A 17,657-nucleotide genomic window follows, 5' to 3' on the forward strand; every position below is an offset into this window, starting at 1 on the left:
GGAAAACGGAACATGGACGACTCCCTCAACTTCGACACGCTTGCCGTGCGCGCGGGCACGCTGCGCAGCGACTTCAACGAGCACTCGGAAGCGCTGTTCCTCACGTCGAGCTTCTGCTTCCAGAGCGCGGCCGACGCGGCCGAGCGCTTCGCGAATTCGGAAGACTACTTCACCTATTCGCGCTTCACGAACCCGACCGTCACGATGTTCCAGGATCGTCTCGCGGCGCTCGAAGGCGGCGAGGCGTGCATTGCGACGGCATCCGGGATGGCCGCGATCATGTCGGTCGTGATGGCCGCGCTGCAGGCCGGCGACCACCTCGTCAGCTCGCGCAGCCTGTTCGGCTCGACGCTCGGGATGTTCTCGCAGATCTTCAACAAGTTCGGGATCACGACGACCTTCGTCGACCCGACCGACCTGAACGCGTGGAAGGAAGCCGTGCGTCCGGAAACGAAGATGTTCTTCCTCGAGACGCCGTCGAACCCGCTGACCGAACTCGCCGACATCGAGGCGATCGGCAAGATCGCGAAGGCATCGAACGCGCTGTTCGTCGTCGACAACTGTTTCTGCAGCCCGGTGCTGCAGCAGCCGCTGAAGCTCGGCGCGGATGTCGTGATGCACTCGGCGACGAAATTCCTCGACGGCCAGGGCCGCGTGCTCGGCGGCGCGCTGGTCGGCTCGAAGGAATTCATCATGGGCAAGGTGTTCCCGTTCGTGCGCAGCGCGGGCCCGACGCTGTCGGCGTTCAACGCGTGGGTGCTGCTGAAGGGGATGGAGACGCTGTCGCTGCGCGTCGAGAAGCAATCGGCGAACGCGCTGGAGATCGCGCGCTGGCTCGATTCGCATCCGGCCGTCGCGCGCGTGTTTCATCCGGGCCTCGAATCGCACCCGCAGCACGAACTCGCGAAGCGTCAGCAGAAGGCGGGCGGGGCGATCCTGTCGTTCGAGCTGAAGGGCGACACGCCCGAACAGCAGCGTGCGAATGCCTGGCGCGTGATCGACAACACGAAGCTGATCTCGATCACCGGCAACCTCGGCGACACGCGTACGACCATTACGCATCCGGCGACCACCACGCACGGCCGCATCACGCCGGAGGCGCGCGCGGCAGCGGGGATCAGCGAAGGGCTGATCCGCCTGTCGGTGGGCCTGGAGGATGCGGGCGACCTGCGCAAGGATCTCGCGCGCGGGCTGGAAGGCTGAGCGGGGCGCCAGGCGCCCTCATAGCGATGCGACCGGGCGCGCCGGCGACGATGAACTGTCGCCTTCAGCGGCGTAGTCCCGGCGCACACCGTCGCGCGTGCGCGACCCGTTCAGCGGGCGGGCGGGCGGCGGTGTGTCGTCCCGCATCGCACTCACCATCCATCGCAGCGTTTCGTCGAGCGGCGTGACCGGTAGCTCACCTACTGCGCGCCGCAGCTTGTCGCGTGATCCGCTCAGGCTCTTCACCTCGTTGGGCCGCACGAAGCGCGGATCGATCGTTACGTCGATCACGTATCCGGCGATGCGCGACAGCATCGCCAGCACTTCCTTCAGCGAATACGCGCGCTCCGAACAGACATTGAGTATCTCGCCGGCAGGCGCGGTTTCGATCAGCCTTACGTAAGCGGCCGTCACATCGCGCACATCGGAGAAATCGCGGCGTACGTCCAGATTGCCGAGCGAGATGCGCGGTTCGTTGCGTGCGTAGTGCGCGACGAGCTTCGGAAGCAGATACGAGTCGCTCTGACCGACGCCCGTGTAGTTGAACGGCCGTGCGATCACGATCGGCAGCCGGTCGGCCCACAGCTTTGCAGCATATTCCATCGCGAGCTTGCTGATCGCGTAGTCGTTCGCGGGGTCGGGCGGGACGCTTTCGTCGAGCACGCCCGCTGTCGAGTTGCCGTAGATATTCGCGCTGCTGGCGAGCAGCACGGCCGACGGGCGGCGGTCGAGTCCCGCGAGCGCGGCCAGCAGGTTGCGCGTGCCGACAACGTTGACCGCGTAGGTTTGCGCCGGATCGTCCTGGGTGACATGCGCGCGCGCGGCGAGATGCACGACTGCATCGGGGCGCGCGTCGGCCGCGGCCGCGCGTACCGCATCCGCGTCGAGCAGGTCGACGGGCAACAGCGTGCAGTTCACGAACATCGGATCGTCCGACGGTGGCGAGCCCGGTGCGACCGTGCCCCAGATGTCGTAGCCGGCCGCCTCGAGGTGTTGCACCATATAGCGGCCGGTGAAGCCCGTCAGGCCCGTGACGAATGCACGGCGCCGGGTGTGCTCGGTATCAGAACGTGTCATGGTGTTGATTCCGCGTCAGATCTGCCTCGACCATCATCTGGCAAAGCTGTTCGAGCGTCGTCTTCGGCGCCCAGCCGAGCTTGCTTTTGGCCTTGTCCGCGCAGCCGATCAGCAGGTCGACTTCAGCGGGACGATAGAACTTCGGATTCACTTCGACGAGCACGTTGCCCGTCGCCACATCAAGGCCGCGTTCCTGTTCGCCCTTGCCGGTCCATTCGATCTGGTAGCCGGCCGCCGCGAACGCCATCCGCACGAAATCGCGTACGGTCTCGGTGCGGTTGGTCGCGAGCACGTAGGTGTCGGGTTCGTCGGCCTGCAGCATGCGCCACATGCCTTCGACATATTCAAGTGCAAAACCCCAGTCGCGCTTCGCGTCGAGGTTGCCAAGCTCGAGGCGGGTCGCCTTGCCGAGCTTGATCTTCGCGATGGTGTCGGTGATCTTGCGCGTGACGAACTCGCGGCCGCGCAGCGGCGATTCGTGGTTGAACAGGATGCCGCTGCTGCCGAACAGGCCATACGATTCGCGGTAGTTCACCGTCATCCAGTGCGCGTACAGCTTCGCGACGCCGTACGGGCTGCGCGGATAGAACGAAGTCGCTTCCGTCTGCGGGATCGACTGCACCTTGCCGAACATCTCCGACGTCGACGCCTGGTAGAAGCGCGTCTTCGGGCTCACGACGCGAATCGCCTCGAGCAGGTTCAACGGACCCAGGCCGGTCACTTCGGCGGTCGTCGCCGGCTGGTCGAACGACACGCCGACGAAGCTTTGCGCGGCGAGGTTGTACAGCTCGTCGGGCTGCGTGCGTTCGAGCAGGCGCAGGCTCGAGCCGGCGTCGGTCAGGTCGTGTTCGACGAGCGTGAGGTTCGGGTGCGCGTCGACGCCGAGCTCGGCGATGCGCCAGAAATTCACCGAGCTGGTGCGGCGGTAGGTGCCCGTGACCTCGTAGCCCTTGTCGAGCAGCAGCTTGGTCAGGTAGGCGCCGTCTTGCCCCGAGATCCCGGTGATGATGGCCTTCTTGCGAGTTTGGCTCATGACGTTGTCCTGGTAGAAACGATGGAGGGTGAAAGTCAGGCGGTCGTGCCGGCGGCGGCCGGCAGCGCACGGCGTGCGGGGCCGCGCGTCAGGCGCCGTTCGAAGCCGTACCAGCTCACGGTCGCGTACGCGAGCGTGATCGCGAGCGCCAGCGCGGCCGTGACGAAGCGGTTCAGGTGCAGCGGCCACAGCGCGTACAGCACGCTGAGGTGGATCAGGTACACGGTGTAGCTGACGGTGCCCACGTAGACGAGCATCGGGTTCGTCAGCACGCGCTGCACGAGGCCGCGGCCGCGCAGCGCGATCACGACGATCGACGTGCACAGCAGCAGCGAGATGCTGTAGAGCGCGGCGTTCGACAGCGGCGTGTTCGCGGCGCGAAAACGCGGGAACGACAGGTGCAGCCAGCCGAGGATCGCGAGCGACACGAGCGCGCCGACGATCGCGAGCGGATAGAACGGTTCCAGCGCGCGCCGGTCGCGGCGCAGCACGATCGCGAGCAGCGCGCCGGCGGCGAGCAGGTCCATCCGGAACGGCGTCAGGTAGTAGATCGGCCAGAACGAGTCGAACCACGGCGTCGCGATCGCGCGCAGCACGGGGGCCGCGACGATCAGCGCGGCGGCGATCCACAGCAGCGCGCGCTCGGAGCACCACAGCACGACGAACGGCCAGAAGATGTAGAACTGCTCCTCGACCGCGAGCGACCACAACACGTTCAGGCTGTCGTGGCCGATGCTGCCGAGCGACAGCCCGATGTTGGTCGAGAAGAACGCGAACCACGGCCAGTGCGGCAGCCAGCCCGCACCGAACAGGATCGTCGACACCACCAGCAGCAACACGTACGGCGGCAGGATGCGGCGCACGCGGCGTGCGTAGAAGTGGCTGAAGTACGACTGCCCGCGCGCCTTGCGATCGAGCAGGATGCCGGTGATCAGCAGGCCGCTCAGCACGAAGAACAGGTCGACACCCATCCACAGCGGCGCCTTCAGCGCGTGCTGCAGGAACACGGCGCCCACCGCGATCGCGCGCAGCCCGTCGAGCTGCGCGATGCGGCCGTGTTGCGGCGGCGTGGGGGCCGCGGGTCGCGAGAGGCCCGTCATCGCGCCGCTCCTTCGCGACGCGCGGCCTGAGCCGGGGCGAGTCGCACATCCGATGCGTAAACGTGAACGTAATGCATGCCATTAAATGAAATATCGAATCGAAATCGATTCTAGGGAAAAGAAATCGGCAAAAAAACGCGCGTCATTTATCTGACGACAAACATTCAAATGCCGGTTAATTCGGTAGAGGGATGAATGGTCGCCGCCCGGGAGGCCCCGCCAGGCGGAGAAAAGCGGCACTTTCTACAGACTGGAAGGCGAAAGGCGGTCGTAATTGCCGTTTTCGGGTGTCTTTGCGCGTCTGTTCCGGTTCGATATTTCAGGCGGAAACATCCCCAAATATTTCCAAATTTCTTGTGATTATTTTTGCTTGTAACCTGCATCGCGACGTTTGAAACCCATTTAGCGACAGGGTGCGCCGGCAGCGGTGCCGGTCGCTGTTGCATCAAGTCTGGAGAAGCGCATTGCGACGTCTGATTCTGGTAGGCATGACGGTATGCGCGACGCTGCTGACGAGCGCCGTACCGGCCGAAACGGTGTTGCCCGCGACGACGTCGTGGATCGGCAATACGTTCGGCTATGGCGACGGCAGCTGGACGCAGATCGACATCCGCGCGATCGCGGTGACGCCTGAAGGCAAGGTGTATACGAATGCGCCATGGGACGAGAGCGGCGCCGAAGCGAGCGTCTACCAGGACGGGAAGATGCTCGGCTTCGCCGGCGGCACGCACGGCTGGGGCAACCTCGGCGGCAGCGCGATCGCCGTGAACAGCAAATATGCGTACGTCGCGATCGGTGTCGGCAACGAGCGCGGCCACCTGCAGTCGCCGGGCATCTGGCCGGACAAGGGCAAGCAGTGGTTCGGCATCTCGCGCCGCACGATCGGCGACATGAAGCAGCCGGCGCCGTTCCGCGCGGCGCCGCAGGTGGCCCCGGGCGGGCGTGCCGATGCCGGCCGCGCGCGGATGGCCGCGAGCTTCATGGTGATGAACGAGGTGGCGGCGCCCGCGCGCTCGGAAACGGGTGAGCAGAAGGCGGAAGTCGGCGGCCTCGCGGCCGACGACAAGACGCTGTTCGCGACGAATCCGACGCGCGACGCGGTGGACGTGTACGACGCGGAGACGATGCAGCAGAAGGGTACGTGGAGCGCGCACGAGCCGGGCCGCATCGCGCTCGCGGGCGACGGCACGTTGTGGCTGCTCACGGACACGATCAAGGGGCCCGCGCACCTCGCGCACGTGCGCGCCGACGGCCGCAAGCTCGACGACGCCCCCGCGCTGCCGGAAGGCACCGATGCGGTGGACGTGGCAGTCGACGCGAAAGGGCGCGTGCTCGTCGCGGACAACGGGCCGCGCCAGCAGATCCTGATCTTCTCGAAAGGCGGCAAGGGTTATGCGCAGTCGGGCACGCTCGGCGAGCGCGGCGGCATCTTCGCGGGCCCGGTGCCGGGCCGGCCCGGGCCGCAGCGTTTCAACGGGCTGACGGGCGTCGGTGTCGACCGGGCGGGCAACATCTACGTGTCGATGAACGGCATCGGGCCGCGTCACGACACGATCGGTGCGGGGCTCGGCGCCGTGCTCGAAAGCTACACGCCGGACGGCAAGCTGCGCTGGCAGGTGCAGGGGCTGCTGTTCGTCGACGGCGCATGGCTCGACCCGGCGCGGCCGAACAGCGTGTACACGGGCAACAAGCGCTTCGAGCTCGACCTGTCGAAGCCGCCGGGCCAGGACTGGAAATACGTCGGCTTCCTGTCGAACCGCTTCAAGTATCCGGACGACCCCGTGTTCCATACGGACCAGTGGCCCGGCATGCCGATCGCGCGGCGCCTCGACGGCCGCACGTTCCTGTACCTGACGGACATGTACGCCGATCACCTGAAGATCTACCGCTTCGACGCGAAGCGCGACGGCGAAGTCGCGATTCCGTCCGGTCTGATCGCGGGCCGCGCGCGGCCGGTCGACAACGTGCCGAACAAGCCGCCGGGCGGCGACTGGCTGTGGCGCGACGCGAACGGCAACGGCCGGCTGGATGCCGACGAGTTCGAGATCAATACCACCGGCAAGGCGAAGGCGGGCGGCTGGGGCTGGTGGGTCGACACGAAGGGCGACATCTGGCGCACGAGCGACGTGCGCGGCATCCACCGCTTCCAGTACGGCGGCGTCGACAAGGCCGGCAACCCGATCTACTCGTACGACAAGGTCACGACCTATCCGATGCCGCAGCCGTTCACGCAGCTGCGCCGCTCGATCTACGACGCGCAGACGGACACGCTGTACGTGACCGGTTACACGGCCGATGCCCCGCCGCAGCCGGGCATCAACAAGGAAGTGGGCCGTGTGCTGGTCCGCTTCGACAAGTGGTCGACGGGCTCGCCGGTCGTGCGCTACCAGGTCGCGCTGCCGTGGCAGCTCGACGCGAAGCCGATCTTCGACCTGATCGGGATCACGGCCGAGGGCCGCTACCTGTTCGGGGTGGAGCCGGTCGGCAAGATCCACGTGTACGACAAGGAAACCGGCAAGGAAGTGGGCGTGATGAGCCCGGGCGCCGAGGTCGGCAAGGCATCCGGCTGGGTCGACGTGCCGTTCGGCATCAGCGCGTTCCGGCGCGAGAACGGCGAGTACCTCGTGTTCGTCGAGGAAGACGCGCGCGGCAAGGTGCTGATGTATCGCTGGAAACCGTGACGGACGACGTCACACAAGGCAGAAGCATGGACAAAGGCATACTCAAGAACGTTTCGATCAACTTCATCGGGCTGATCCTGCCGACCTTCGTGTCGCTGGTGACGGTGCCCGCGTATATCCACGCGCTCGGCGTCGAACGTTATGGCGTCGTCAGCCTCGTGTGGACGCTGATCGGCTATTTCGGGATCCTCGATCTCGGGATGAGCATGGCCGCGCAGAACCACATCTCGAAGGCGCTCGCGAGCGGCAACGACGACGAAAGCGCGCGCGTGTTCTGGAGCGCGTTCTGGCTGAATCTCGGCACCGGCATCGTGGGCGGGCTGCTGATCTATTTCGGCGCGTTCGTCTACACCGCTTACTTCACGAAGGTGTCGGCGGCGATGCAGCACGAGGTGTATCTCGCGCTGCCGTGGCTCGCGCTCGCGATTCCGCTGGCGAACGTGTCGTGGGTGTTCGCCGGCGCGATCAACGGTGCCGAACGTTTCGGCGTGTTCAACACGAACCAGACGATCGGCACGTTCCTGTTCCAGCTGCTGCCGCTCGGCGCCGCGTGGTGGATCGCGCCGAACCTGCAGACGGTGCTCGCCGCGGCGGTCGTCGCGCGCCTGATCGCGGCGGTGATGCTCGGCCACGCCAGCATCAAGGTGCTCGGGATCCGGCGCATCGATCCGCCGCAATGGGGCACCGCGAAAGGGCTGTTCAATTTCGGCGGCTGGATGCTGATCGCGAGCACGACGAGCATGATCGCCGACACGCTCGACCGCGTGATGCTCGGCGCCGGCATGGGCGCGAAGTTCGTCACTTACTACACGGTGCCGCAGAACCTCGTCACGCGCCTGAACATGCTGCCGAACGCGCTCGTACGCACGCTGTTCCCGCGCCTGTCGGCCGTGGGCCGCGACCATGCGGACACGCTCGCGCGGCAGTCGCTCGAATTCCTGAACGGCGTGTTCACGCCGGTCGGCATCGTCGCGATCTTCGCGCTCGCGCCGTTCCTCACGCTGTGGGTCGGCGCGGATCTCGCCGCGCATTCGGCGCCGGTCGGCCGCGTGCTGGTGATCAGCGTGTGGCTCGTCGGCCAGGCGAGCGTCACGCGCATCCTGATCCAGTCGCAGGTCAATCCGTCCCGCGCGGCCTTTGCCGGGCTCGTCCAGATGCCGTTCTTCGTCGGCGGCCTGTGGTTCGGTATCCATCACTTCGGGCTGATCGGCGCGGCGGTGGTCGTCGCGGCGCGCGCGTTCGTCGACTACGGCGTGCTGCTGTACCTGTCGGCGATCCGGATGCGCGCGATCGTGCTCGACATGCTCGCGCACCTCGCGTTCCTGCTGGCGAGCCTGTTTCTGGCGCAGGCATGGCCGGGGCTCGTCGAGTCGATCGGCATGTGCGCGGTCGTGCTGCTGCTGAACGTCGCGTGGTCGCTCACGATGACGCCGGGGCTGCGCGCGCTCGTGCGCGACCTGTTTGTCCGTCTCAATGCGAGGAGAACAGCATGAATCGCGATCTGGCGGAACACGCCTTGTTGAATCTCGCCACGGCCGATGCCGCCGCGGCCGAAGCCGGCGATGTCGCCGCACTGCGCCGGCCCGTGCCGGCCGAGCGCGCCAGCGCGCGGCAACCGTCGCGCGCACTGCGCGTGGCAATCGTCCACGACTGGCTCGTGACCTACGCGGGCGCCGAGCGCGTGCTCGAACAGATCGTTGCGTGTTTTCCCGACGCCGACCTGTTCAGCCTCGTCGACTTCCTCGACGACCGAGCGTTCGTGCGCGGCAAGCCGGTGACGACGTCGTTCATCCAGAAGCTGCCGTTCGCGCGCACCAAGTACCGCAGCTACCTGCCGCTGATGCCGCTCGCGATCGAGCAGCTCGACGTGTCGGAGTACGACCTGGTGATATCGAGCAGCCACGCGGTCGCGAAGGGCGTGCTGACGGGGCCGGACCAGATGCACATCAGCTACGTGCATTCGCCGATCCGCTATGCGTGGGACCTGCAGCACCAGTACCTGGAACAGTCGAACCTCACGCGCGGGCCGAAATCGCTGCTCGCGCGGATGATCCTGCACTACATCCGCAACTGGGATACGCGCACCGCGAACGCGGTGGACGGTTTCGTCGCGAACTCCGCGTTCATCGCGCGGCGCATCAGGAAGGTCTACCACCGCGACGCGGCGGTGATCTTCCCGCCGGTCGACGTCGACGCTTTTTCGCTGAACGCGGAGAAGGACGATTTCTACCTGACCGCGTCGCGGATGGTGCCTTACAAGAAGATCGACCTGATCGTCGAGGCGTTCTCGAAGACGCCCGAGCGCAAGCTCGTCGTGATCGGCGACGGCCCCGAGATGCAGAAGATCCGCGCGAAAGCCGGCCCGAACGTCGAGATCATGGGTTACCAGCCGTTCGCGGTACTGCACGACCGGATGCGGCGCGCGAAGGCGTTCGTGTTCGCGGCCGAGGAGGATTTCGGGATCTCGGTCGTCGAGGCGCAGGCGTGCGGAACGCCCGTGATCGCCTACGGCAAGGGCGGCGCGCTCGAAACCGTGCTCGACCCGCAGTCGAACCGGAATCCGACCGGGCTCTTCTTCGACGAACAGACGCCGCACGCGATCGTCGCGGCCGTCGACGATTTCGAGCGCGCGCCGCAGCGTTTCACGCCGGACGCATGCCGCGCGAACGCGGAGCGGTTTTCCGCCGATACGTTCCGGCGGCGCTTTCTCGACTACGTGGAAGCCGCGCTGCCCGGCTCGACCGCGCAGCGCGGTACGGCCGTCGCGCCGCTGCCGGCCGCGCGCGGCCCGGCGACGCTCGTGCTCGACCAGAGCGGCGTGCTTGGCGGCGCCGAGCTGTCGCTGCTCGAGATCATGAAGCACATGCGCGCGAACGCCGACGTGCTGCTGTTCGACGACGGCCCGTTCCGTGCGGCGCTCGACGAGATCGGCGCGCGCGTCGACGTGGTCGACCAGGGGGCGCTCGCGGGCGTGCGCAAGCAGGGCGGCGTGTCGGTCGGCGCGGTGAAGCAGCTCGTGCGGCTCGTGCGCGATGTGGCGCGGCGGGCGCGCCGCGCCGAGGTGATCTACGCGAACACGCAGCGCGCGATGGTGGTTGCCGCGCTGGCCGGGCGGCTCGCGCGCAAGCCGGTGGTGTGGCATCTGCGTGACATCGTGAGCACCGACCATTTCGGCAGCAAGCAGTTGCTGGCGATCAAGTACTGCGCGCGGCTCGGCGTCACGCGCGTGATCGCGAACTCCGACGCGTCCGCGCAGGCGTTCCGCGCGCTGACGGGCTTCACGCCGCAGCACGTCGACGTCGTGTTCAACGGCATTTCGGCCGAGCCGTTCGATGCGCTGGAAGGCGTCAGCCAGGCCGCACTGCGCGCGCGGCTGGGGTTGCCCGAGCACGCATGGCTCGTCGGTTCGTTCAGCCGCCTCGCGCACTGGAAGGGGCAGCACGTGCTGCTGGAGGCCGCCGCGCGGCATCCCGACATGCACGTGGTGCTGGTTGGCGCGCCGCTGTTCGGCGAGGACGAATACGCGGCGCAGCTGCACGAATTCGTCGCCCGGCACGGGATGGACGAGCGCGTGCATTTCCTCGGGTTCCAGCGCGACGTGGCCGCGTGCATGACGGCGGTCGACGTCGTCGCGCATACGTCGATCACGCCCGAGCCGTTCGGGCGCGTGATCGTCGAGGGGATGCTCGCGCGCCGGCCGGTTGTCGCGGCCCGCGCGGGCGGCGTCGTCGAGATCATCGAGGACGGCGACAACGGGCTGCTCTGCACGCCGGGCGATGCGGCCGCGCTGGCCGGGGCGCTGGATACGCTGAAGCGCGACGGTGCGCTGCGCGAGCGGCTCGTCGCGAGTGGGCGTGCGACGGCGGTGCGCCGGTTCGGCACCGAAACCTACGTGGAGCGGGTCGAGAAGATTCTCGCGGATACGGCGAAGGCCGCGAAGGCGAAAAAGCAGTAGCCGGCGCGAGCCGCCCCGGGAACGAGCCCTCATGCGGCAATACGCTGCGTGGGGGCTTTGCTTTTCAGCGCGGGGGGCTGGTCGGGCGAGTGGCGGGCAGGTCGTTGCGTAGTGTGGCGGGCGCGTGTTTGCACGATCGCCGTTGGGGGCGCGGCGGGCGATGTGAGACGGCGGCGGGGTAAGGCGACGTGAGAGGGCGGCGCGAGAAGGCAGCGTGAGAAGTAGACGCGAGAAGGCGGCGTGAGAAGGCGGCGTGAGAAGGCGACCCGAGAAGGCGACCCGAGAAGGCGACCCGAGAAGGCGACCCGAGAAGACGACCCGAGAAGACGACCCGAGGAGACGGTGCCCAGGGCACCCCGCGCAGCGAAAGCAGGCCGAGGACGGCCCAGGCGGGTCGTGGCGCGGCCCGACGCCGGAGGCCTGCCCATCCGGTCAACCCGGCGTGCCGACGCGCTCAGGCCACGATAAAGCCCCCGCGCGGCGGGGTGCCGCGCGAGGGCTCGGGAACCCGGGCCGGCCGGATCAGGCGGCCCGTTCGGGCGCCGACGTAACGACGCGGGCGGGGCGGGTCGGCTTGAAGCTGGCCGACCACGTCATCGCGGGCCGTTCGAACATCCGGTAGAACAGGTACGCGACCGGGATCGCGACGGCCATGAACGCGAACGACGGCCAGATCGACAACTGCAGTTCGGAATGGAACAGCACCGAGCCGAGGCAGACGAACAGCGGCAGGTGAATCAGATACAGCGAATAGCTGAAGTCGCCGAACCAGCTCAGCACGCGCAGCGGCGGCGTCGTGCGCGGCGGGCGGGCGAGCGCGCGGTACAGGAAGCACGCGAAGCCGGCCGACCAGAGCTGGAACGCGCCGTACTGGCCGAAATGGAATGCGCCGCAGCCGGCGGCCAGCAGCACGGCGGCCGCGCCGTACCACGCACGCGACGGCACGGCGGCCGCGTCGCGCGGCGACTGTGCGCGCACGTCGGCGATCCACGCGCCGATCGTCCAGGACAGCCAGTACGACGTGAAGAACTGCAGGTCGTGCCGTTCGAGCAGCCACGCCGACGCGACGTTGACGAGCGCGACCGCGGCCACGACCGCCGGCATGCCGATGCGCCGGCGTACCGCGAACAGCAGCGGGTAGATCGCGTAGAACTGCACTTCGAGCGACAGCGTCCACAGCGCGCCGTTCGACCCGTACGTGTAGCCGGCGACGCCCTGCAGCGAGAACAGGTTCACGAGGAACGCGACGAGGCCGACGTCGCGGATCTTGTGGCTGACTGGCTCGATCTGCAGGCTGACCGAGTCGAGCGCGAGCGTGAACAGCAGCGCGGCGAGCAGCACCGGGTAGATGCGCGCGAACCGGCGCATCCAGAAGTTCGGCGCGTCGAGCCGGTACGCGGGATCGGCCGCCAGCTTGAGCGCCGCGTTACGGTGGATGCAGTAGCCGCTGATCACGAAGAAGATCGGCACGCCGGCGGAGCCCCACGCGAACGGAAAGGTCAGGTAGCCGGCGATCGCGCCCGGGTTGAGCGCATGGCCGTAAGCGTGATGGAAGCTCTGCATGCCGACCCAGACGACCTGCCGGCAGTGGAAATAGGCGACGAGCAGCGCCGCGAAGCCGCGCATCGCGTCGATCACGTGTTCCTTGTGGTCGGCGACGGGCGGCGCGGTCAGAGACGATCCGCTGAAAGCTTGCATGCGATTCGATTCCTTGCGACGGATGGACGGGAAGTTTCATCCAATCGTAATGCGCAAGAATTCGATCAATGAATAAAAAAATCTCACCGGGAAATATCGGTATTCCACATCATGGGTTTATCGCGTTCAGAAAGCGGTTCCGCGAGGCGGGTCAATTATTTACCGATTTTTTTCTGATAGTTTGAAGCTCCAGTTGATTGATGCAAGGAGCGGCAAGATGGACATGCATTGGATCGCGAGCGCTGCAGTACTGCTGGTCATGGCCGTGCTGTCGGCGTACCGCGAGGCGCTGAAGAACGAACCGATTCGCCCGGGGCTCGAACGGGGCGGCGTGCCCTATATCGAGGAATTCGAATCGTAAGAATTTGTATCTGGAAAATCGGTAATTTGTTTCTGCCTCGGCACTCGGTTCGGCAATATCGACCGGGTTGAAAGGATTATATTTTTTCCGGAATCATTGGGCAATCAGTCCATATCGATAATGAGCGGAGTCGAATTGGCAGTACCGTCGATTCTCGATATGCCGTTCGGAACACAATCGCGCCGGGTCGTTGGTCGACGCGGCGCAGTCAACGCAATCAGGATGCGAACATGTTGAAAGTCACCAAGGCCGTGTTCCCCGTTGCCGGTCTCGGCACGCGGTTCCTCCCGGCAACGAAGGCGAGCCCGAAGGAAATGCTGCCCGTCGTCGACAAGCCGCTGATCCAGTACGCGGTCGAGGAAGCGATCAACGCCGGTATCACCGAGATGATCTTCGTTACCGGGCGCAGCAAGCGCGCGATCGAGGATCACTTCGACAAGTCGTACGAGATCGAGGCCGAGCTCGAGGCGCGCGGCAAGGAAAAGCTGCTCGAGCTCGTGCGCGGCATCAAGCCGAGCCACGTCAACTGCTTCTACGTGCGCCAGCCGGAAGCGCTCGGCCTCGGCCACGCGGTGCTGTGCGCGGAGAAGCTGGTGCACGGCGAGCCGTTCGCGGTGATTCTTGCCGACGACCTGCTGCACGGCGAACAGCCGGTGCTGAAGCAGCTCGTCGACGTGTTCGACCACTATCACAGCTCGGTGATCGGGGTCGAGACGATCGCGCGCGACGACAGCCGTTCGTACGGCGTCGTCGAAGGCCGCGAATGGGAGGAGGACATCATCAAGCTGTCGGGCATCATCGAGAAGCCCGCGCCCGAGGATGCGCCGTCGAATCTCGGCGTGGTCGGCCGCTACGTGTTCATGCCGACGATTTTCGATCACCTGCGCAAGCTCAAGCCGGGCGCCGGCGGCGAGCTGCAGCTGACCGACGCGGTCCAGTCGCTGCTCGCGAACGAGCAGGTGCTCGCGTATCGCTACTACGGTACGCGCTTCGACTGCGGCAGCAAGATCGGCTATCTCAAGGCCACCGTCGAGCTCGCGCTCCAGCATCCGGAAGTGAGCCGCGAATTCGAGGCCTACCTGCGTACCTGCTTGCCCGCGCTGGCTGCTGTCGCCTAAGCAGCCTCGCGCTCCGTTGTTTCAGGTGGTGGTTGTTCCGTTGGCCCCGGCCGCTCGCGCGCCGGGGCTTTTTTGCGTATACGGGCGAGCGGATGCGTGATTCTGGTGCGCACCGTCGAGGTGAGTGCGGTGGCGGGTTTGCCGTGCGAGCGTTGCCGCGTGCGGAGCCGGGCGCTCCGGCAAGCATGGGTGTCACGCCTGAAACCGGTGCCGCGGCGGGTGACCGTGCGGCCTCTGTCGCGATTCGATTGCGCGCTGCACGTCGATGTTCGGTGCCGCAGCGGTTCTGCCGGTGCCGGTCGATGACGGGGTGCCACGCCACGCTGGCCGGGTGTCGGCTTCCGGGGGTGGCCCGAATCGCGGTTTTCCCGTTCGATCGTATCCGTATCGGTGCGGCATTCAACGTGCCGACGTGCCCGGCTGTGCGACGAACCGCCGGGCCAGCATCGCGGCGACCGGCTTCTTGAAGTCGAGCAGCCGCTTTTCGAGGTAGCGCCAGGATAGGTGCGCAAGCAGCACGGCGAGCGCGAACTGCAGCATCTCGGGCAGCGTTTCGCGGACGATTTCCGGTATTGCCCCGTGCGCGAAGTGCGCGGGCAGCACGCCGAAGCGCGTCGGAATCAGGTTGTGGAACAGGTAGAAACCGTAGCTGATCGTGCCGAGATAGACGAGCGGCGCCCAGTCGAGCAACGCCACGACCGGATGCTCGGGTTCGCTGACGATCCACAGCAGCAGCGCGCCGAGCGACGCGGACAGGCCGAGATCCGCGAGCCCCGCGATCGCGTCGGGGAGTGCCGTGCATGCGGGCAGCACGAGGAAGAACACGACGCCGGCCGCGCCGAGCCAGCCCGGCGGCACGCTACGCACGGCGGCCGCGCCGCGTCCGGCAAGCGCCATCGCGCCAACGCCGCCGAGCGCGATCAGCGCGAAATTCCACGGGGAAAATGCGTAGATCAGCACCGGCGACGCGTCGCACAGGTAGAGCGCGAGATGCGCGAGCGCGCACAGCACGACGGCCGCGATGCCGAGCGCGACGTGTCGCGCGGCCGGCACCGCGAGCAGCGCGAGCGGCGCGATCAGATAGAACTGCTGTTCAACCGCGAGGCTCCAGAAGTGCGACGTGGAGCCCGGCCAGCCGTCCTTCACGACGCCGATCCAGTAATTCGACAGGAACACCGCGTGCCACGCGAGCCCGAGATTGACGCCGCGCTGGTAGAACAGCGCGTGCGCGATCGCGAGCGCGGCGAGCAGCAGGTAATAGACGGGAAAGATCCGCAGCGCGCGCTTCGCGAGGAACAGCGCGAGCGCATGGCGGCGCGTCATGGCGCCGCACTCGACCGCCTGGCGATTGCGATGCAGCTCGCCGACGATCAGGAATCCGCTGATGAGGAAAAACGTCCACACGCCAAGCTTGCCGACGTCGACGGCAAGGACGTGGCCCTTGTGGGACAGGAAAACGAGGATGACGGCGAGGGCTCGCAGGCCGTCGAGTCCTTTGACGTATCGGGCTTCGCGCATGGAGGCATCCGGGCATTGAGCGAGCCCAGTATAGGTGCGCAAATATCGAACGTAATTCGCGTTCGGATGCATACGTGAAGGCGTTTTTTGATGCTGGAGCGTCGATGAAATCGCCCGCATGCAAAAAAACCTGCGGGAAACCCCGCGAAAACGCACAAAAGTACTGCACGAAGCGTCACGGCGCTTGTAGAATCCGGCGTTGAAGCGCGCGCGTTGCACGCTTCGTGTATCCAACGACCACACCTGGTAGGAGAAACATGGCGACTTCCGCAAAAAAGGTGGCCAAGAAGGCTGCCGCACCCGCCACCAAGAAAGTGGCTGCCAAAAAGGCTGCGCCCGCGAAGAAAGTAGTGGCAAAGAAGGTTGTCGCGAAGGCGGCACCGGCCGCTCCGACGCCGCTGAAGGACAAGTTCACGAAGGCATCGCTCGCAACGCACATCGCTGAGCGCGCGGCTGTCGAAGTGAAGGCGGTCAAGGCAGTGCTCGTCGCACTCGAGAACGTCGTGCTCGGCTCGGTCCACAAGAAGGGCGCGGGCGAGTTCACGCTGCCGGGTCTGCTGAAGATCACGGCACAAGTCGTGCCGGCGAAGAAGAAGCGCTTCGGCAAGGATCCGTTCACGGGCGAAGAGCGTTGGTTCCCGGCGAAGCCGGCCAGCGTGCGCGTGAAGGCACGTGCGCTGAAGAAGCTGAAGGACGCGGCAGCGTAATGCCGCGCGGCGGCTGCCGAATGCATTCGGCAGCCGTTGCGAAGTCCGACGATCCCCGTACGCGAAAGCGTGCGGGGATTTTTATTGCGCTGCGCAAAGCGCGCGGCCGCGAAGAAGTGCGGACGTGTGGAAGCGAAATGGCGGAAAGTCCGGTTCGACGCGTGATGCACGCTCGGCGACGTGTCGTGCATGCGCGATGACGAACGGCAATCCACTCACAGGGGCTCGTGCTCGCCGCGCCGATTGCGCCTGTTGCGTACGCGTCGCGAGACACGCGCATCGTGACTGAAGCCATTCCCGACGAAATCGCGGCGCAGGTCGCCGCCGCATGCGACACGATCGAGCGGCATCTCGGCGCGACGCTGAACGCGATCCATCTGTTCGGCTCGGCGCTCGACGGCGGACTGAAACCGCGCAGCGACATCGACCTGCTGGCGACGGTGTCGGGCCGGCCCGACGAGCCGACGCGGCGTGCGCTGATGCTCGGCCTGCTCGCCGTGTCGACGCCGCCCGGCTGCGCAGGCGGCATGCGCGCGCTGGAAGTGACCGTCGTCGCGCACGACGAAATCGTGCCGTGGCGTCATCCGGCGCGGCGCGAACTGCAGTTTGGCGAGTGGCTGCGTCACGATCTCGAAGCCGGCATCGTCGAGCCGGCGCTCGTCGATCACGATCTGGCGATCCTGTTGACGAAGGTGCGGCAGCACAGTGTCGCGCTGGCCGGCCCGCCGGCTGCTGCGTTGCTCGAGCCGGTGCCCGCGGGGGATTTTGTCGCCGCGTTGCTGGCGACCGTCGCGCAGTGGCATGCCGAACCGGGCTGGTGCGGCGACGAGTGCAACGTGGTGCTCGCGCTCGCGCGCATCTGGTACAGCGCCGCGACCGGCAGGATCGCGCCCAAGGACGTCGCCGCGACATGGGCGCTGGCGCGTCTGCCGGAAACGTACCGTCCGGTTGTGGCGGCGGCGCGCGCCGCCTATCTCGGCGAAGAGGAAGACACGGCGATCCTGTCGGGCGAACCCCTCGCCGCATTCATCGGTTACGCGCGGCGAACGGTCGAATCGATGCTGTCGACGTCGCCGCAGATGCCGCGAACGTAGCCGGCTTGCGGGCGAGGCCGACGAGGAGCACGGGCGTTTGCGACGCTGTCGCACGCGTTTGCCGTCGAGCCGGACGCCTGTCCGGCGACCCGGCGCATCACTCGCACGCGCT

The 17,657-nt window shown here is 66.7% G+C and carries 12 protein-coding genes and 1 pseudogene; 8 read left to right on the forward strand and 5 right to left on the reverse strand.

The window, feature by feature from the left end; translation table 11 throughout:
• The first annotated feature begins 12 nt into the window (after positions 1 to 12).
• Entirely contained in the window at positions 13 to 1,203 is a 1,191-nt protein-coding gene (locus DPV79_RS18730) for an O-succinylhomoserine sulfhydrylase (RefSeq protein ID WP_048022068.1), read from the forward strand.
• A gap of 129 nt (positions 1,204 to 1,332) precedes the next feature.
• Here the strand turns inward: DPV79_RS18730 and DPV79_RS18735 are convergent.
• The 3 genes and pseudogenes from DPV79_RS18735 to DPV79_RS18745 form a co-directional block, all read right to left on the reverse strand.
• Positions 1,333 to 2,280: pseudogene (locus DPV79_RS18735) on the reverse strand (NAD-dependent epimerase/dehydratase family protein); the annotation flags it as partial.
• Positions 2,267 to 3,313 carry a GDP-mannose 4,6-dehydratase gene (gene gmd, locus DPV79_RS18740; RefSeq protein WP_113046128.1) on the reverse strand — a complete coding sequence of 349 codons (1,047 nt, stop codon included), beginning with the start codon at positions 3,311 to 3,313 and terminating at the stop codon, positions 2,267 to 2,269. The gene gmd and the pseudogene DPV79_RS18735, both read right to left, overlap by 14 nt.
• Positions 3,314 to 3,348: 35 nt before the next feature.
• The gene (locus tag DPV79_RS18745) at positions 3,349 to 4,413 is read right to left on the reverse strand and encodes an acyltransferase family protein (protein WP_113046129.1); all 1,065 of its coding nucleotides are present in this window, start codon (positions 4,411 to 4,413) and stop codon (positions 3,349 to 3,351) included.
• A gap of 488 nt (positions 4,414 to 4,901) precedes the next feature.
• Here DPV79_RS18745 and DPV79_RS18750 point away from each other — a divergent pair, with 488 nt between their 5' ends.
• The 3 genes from DPV79_RS18750 to DPV79_RS18760 are packed head-to-tail and all read left to right on the forward strand — an operon-like array spanning position 4,902 to position 11,049.
• Positions 4,902 to 7,094: an NHL repeat-containing protein gene (locus tag DPV79_RS18750; protein ID WP_165843534.1), complete on the forward strand. Its 2,193-nt coding sequence runs from the start codon at positions 4,902 to 4,904 to the stop codon at positions 7,092 to 7,094.
• A 26-nt stretch (positions 7,095 to 7,120) separates the two neighbouring features.
• Positions 7,121 to 8,587 (forward strand): flippase, encoded by a 1,467-nt coding sequence (locus DPV79_RS18755; protein WP_060065527.1) that lies wholly within the window; start codon positions 7,121 to 7,123, stop codon positions 8,585 to 8,587.
• A complete protein-coding gene (locus tag DPV79_RS18760) occupies positions 8,584 to 11,049 on the forward strand; it encodes a glycosyltransferase family 4 protein (RefSeq protein WP_059859118.1) in 2,466 nt (821 codons plus the stop codon). Before DPV79_RS18755 ends, DPV79_RS18760 begins: the two co-directional genes overlap by 4 nt.
• A gap of 522 nt (positions 11,050 to 11,571) precedes the next feature.
• On the opposite strand, the gene DPV79_RS18765 is transcribed toward DPV79_RS18760, so the two are convergent.
• Positions 11,572 to 12,747, reverse strand: coding sequence for an acyltransferase family protein (locus tag DPV79_RS18765; protein WP_021162859.1), 1,176 nt, complete (start codon positions 12,745 to 12,747; stop codon positions 11,572 to 11,574).
• Positions 12,748 to 12,964: 217 nt separating this feature from the next.
• Here DPV79_RS18765 and DPV79_RS42690 point away from each other — a divergent pair, with 217 nt between their 5' ends.
• Together DPV79_RS42690 and galU are read left to right on the forward strand one after the other, a co-directional pair.
• A complete protein-coding gene (locus DPV79_RS42690; RefSeq protein ID WP_006479318.1) occupies positions 12,965 to 13,108 on the forward strand; it encodes a hypothetical protein in 144 nt (47 codons plus the stop codon).
• A 230-nt stretch (positions 13,109 to 13,338) separates the two neighbouring features.
• The gene (galU, locus tag DPV79_RS18770; protein WP_021162860.1) at positions 13,339 to 14,226 is read left to right on the forward strand and encodes a UTP--glucose-1-phosphate uridylyltransferase GalU; all 888 of its coding nucleotides are present in this window, start codon (positions 13,339 to 13,341) and stop codon (positions 14,224 to 14,226) included.
• Between the two features lie 399 nt (positions 14,227 to 14,625).
• Here galU and DPV79_RS18775 read toward each other — a convergent pair whose 3' ends face one another.
• The gene (locus DPV79_RS18775; RefSeq protein WP_113046132.1) at positions 14,626 to 15,744 is read right to left on the reverse strand and encodes an acyltransferase family protein; all 1,119 of its coding nucleotides are present in this window, start codon (positions 15,742 to 15,744) and stop codon (positions 14,626 to 14,628) included.
• A gap of 257 nt (positions 15,745 to 16,001) precedes the next feature.
• On the opposite strand from DPV79_RS18775, the gene DPV79_RS18785 reads away from it, so the two are divergent.
• On the forward strand, positions 16,002 to 16,451 hold the full coding sequence (locus DPV79_RS18785; protein ID WP_011355701.1) for an HU family DNA-binding protein: 450 nt from the start codon (positions 16,002 to 16,004) through the stop codon (positions 16,449 to 16,451).
• 281 nt (positions 16,452 to 16,732) lie between these two features.
• Entirely contained in the window at positions 16,733 to 17,545 is an 813-nt protein-coding gene (locus DPV79_RS18790) for an AadA family aminoglycoside 3''-O-nucleotidyltransferase (protein WP_113046201.1), read from the forward strand.
• Positions 17,546 to 17,657: the final 112 nt, after the last annotated feature.

It is taken from the genome of Burkholderia reimsis, assembly GCF_003294055.1.
GTDB classification, from domain to species: Bacteria; Pseudomonadota; Gammaproteobacteria; order Burkholderiales; family Burkholderiaceae; genus Burkholderia; species Burkholderia cepacia.

Bases quoted from the DNA above. Each gene is read 5' to 3' on its own strand.
- DPV79_RS18730 (WP_048022068.1), top strand. From the start codon at position 13: ATGGACGACTCCCTCAACTTCGACACGCTTGCCGTGCGCGCGGGCACG.
- gmd (WP_113046128.1), bottom strand. From the start codon at position 3,313: ATGAGCCAAACTCGCAAGAAGGCCATCATCACCGGGATCTCGGGGCAA.
- DPV79_RS18745 (WP_113046129.1), bottom strand. From the start codon at position 4,413: ATGACGGGCCTCTCGCGACCCGCGGCCCCCACGCCGCCGCAACACGGC.
- DPV79_RS18750 (WP_165843534.1), top strand. From the start codon at position 4,902: ATGACGGTATGCGCGACGCTGCTGACGAGCGCCGTACCGGCCGAAACG.
- DPV79_RS18755 (WP_060065527.1), top strand. From the start codon at position 7,121: ATGGACAAAGGCATACTCAAGAACGTTTCGATCAACTTCATCGGGCTG.
- DPV79_RS18760 (WP_059859118.1), top strand. From the start codon at position 8,584: ATGAATCGCGATCTGGCGGAACACGCCTTGTTGAATCTCGCCACGGCC.
- DPV79_RS18765 (WP_021162859.1), bottom strand. From the start codon at position 12,747: ATGCAAGCTTTCAGCGGATCGTCTCTGACCGCGCCGCCCGTCGCCGAC.
- DPV79_RS42690 (WP_006479318.1), top strand. From the start codon at position 12,965: ATGGACATGCATTGGATCGCGAGCGCTGCAGTACTGCTGGTCATGGCC.
- galU (WP_021162860.1), top strand. From the start codon at position 13,339: ATGTTGAAAGTCACCAAGGCCGTGTTCCCCGTTGCCGGTCTCGGCACG.
- DPV79_RS18775 (WP_113046132.1), bottom strand. From the start codon at position 15,744: ATGCGCGAAGCCCGATACGTCAAAGGACTCGACGGCCTGCGAGCCCTC.
- DPV79_RS18785 (WP_011355701.1), top strand. From the start codon at position 16,002: ATGGCGACTTCCGCAAAAAAGGTGGCCAAGAAGGCTGCCGCACCCGCC.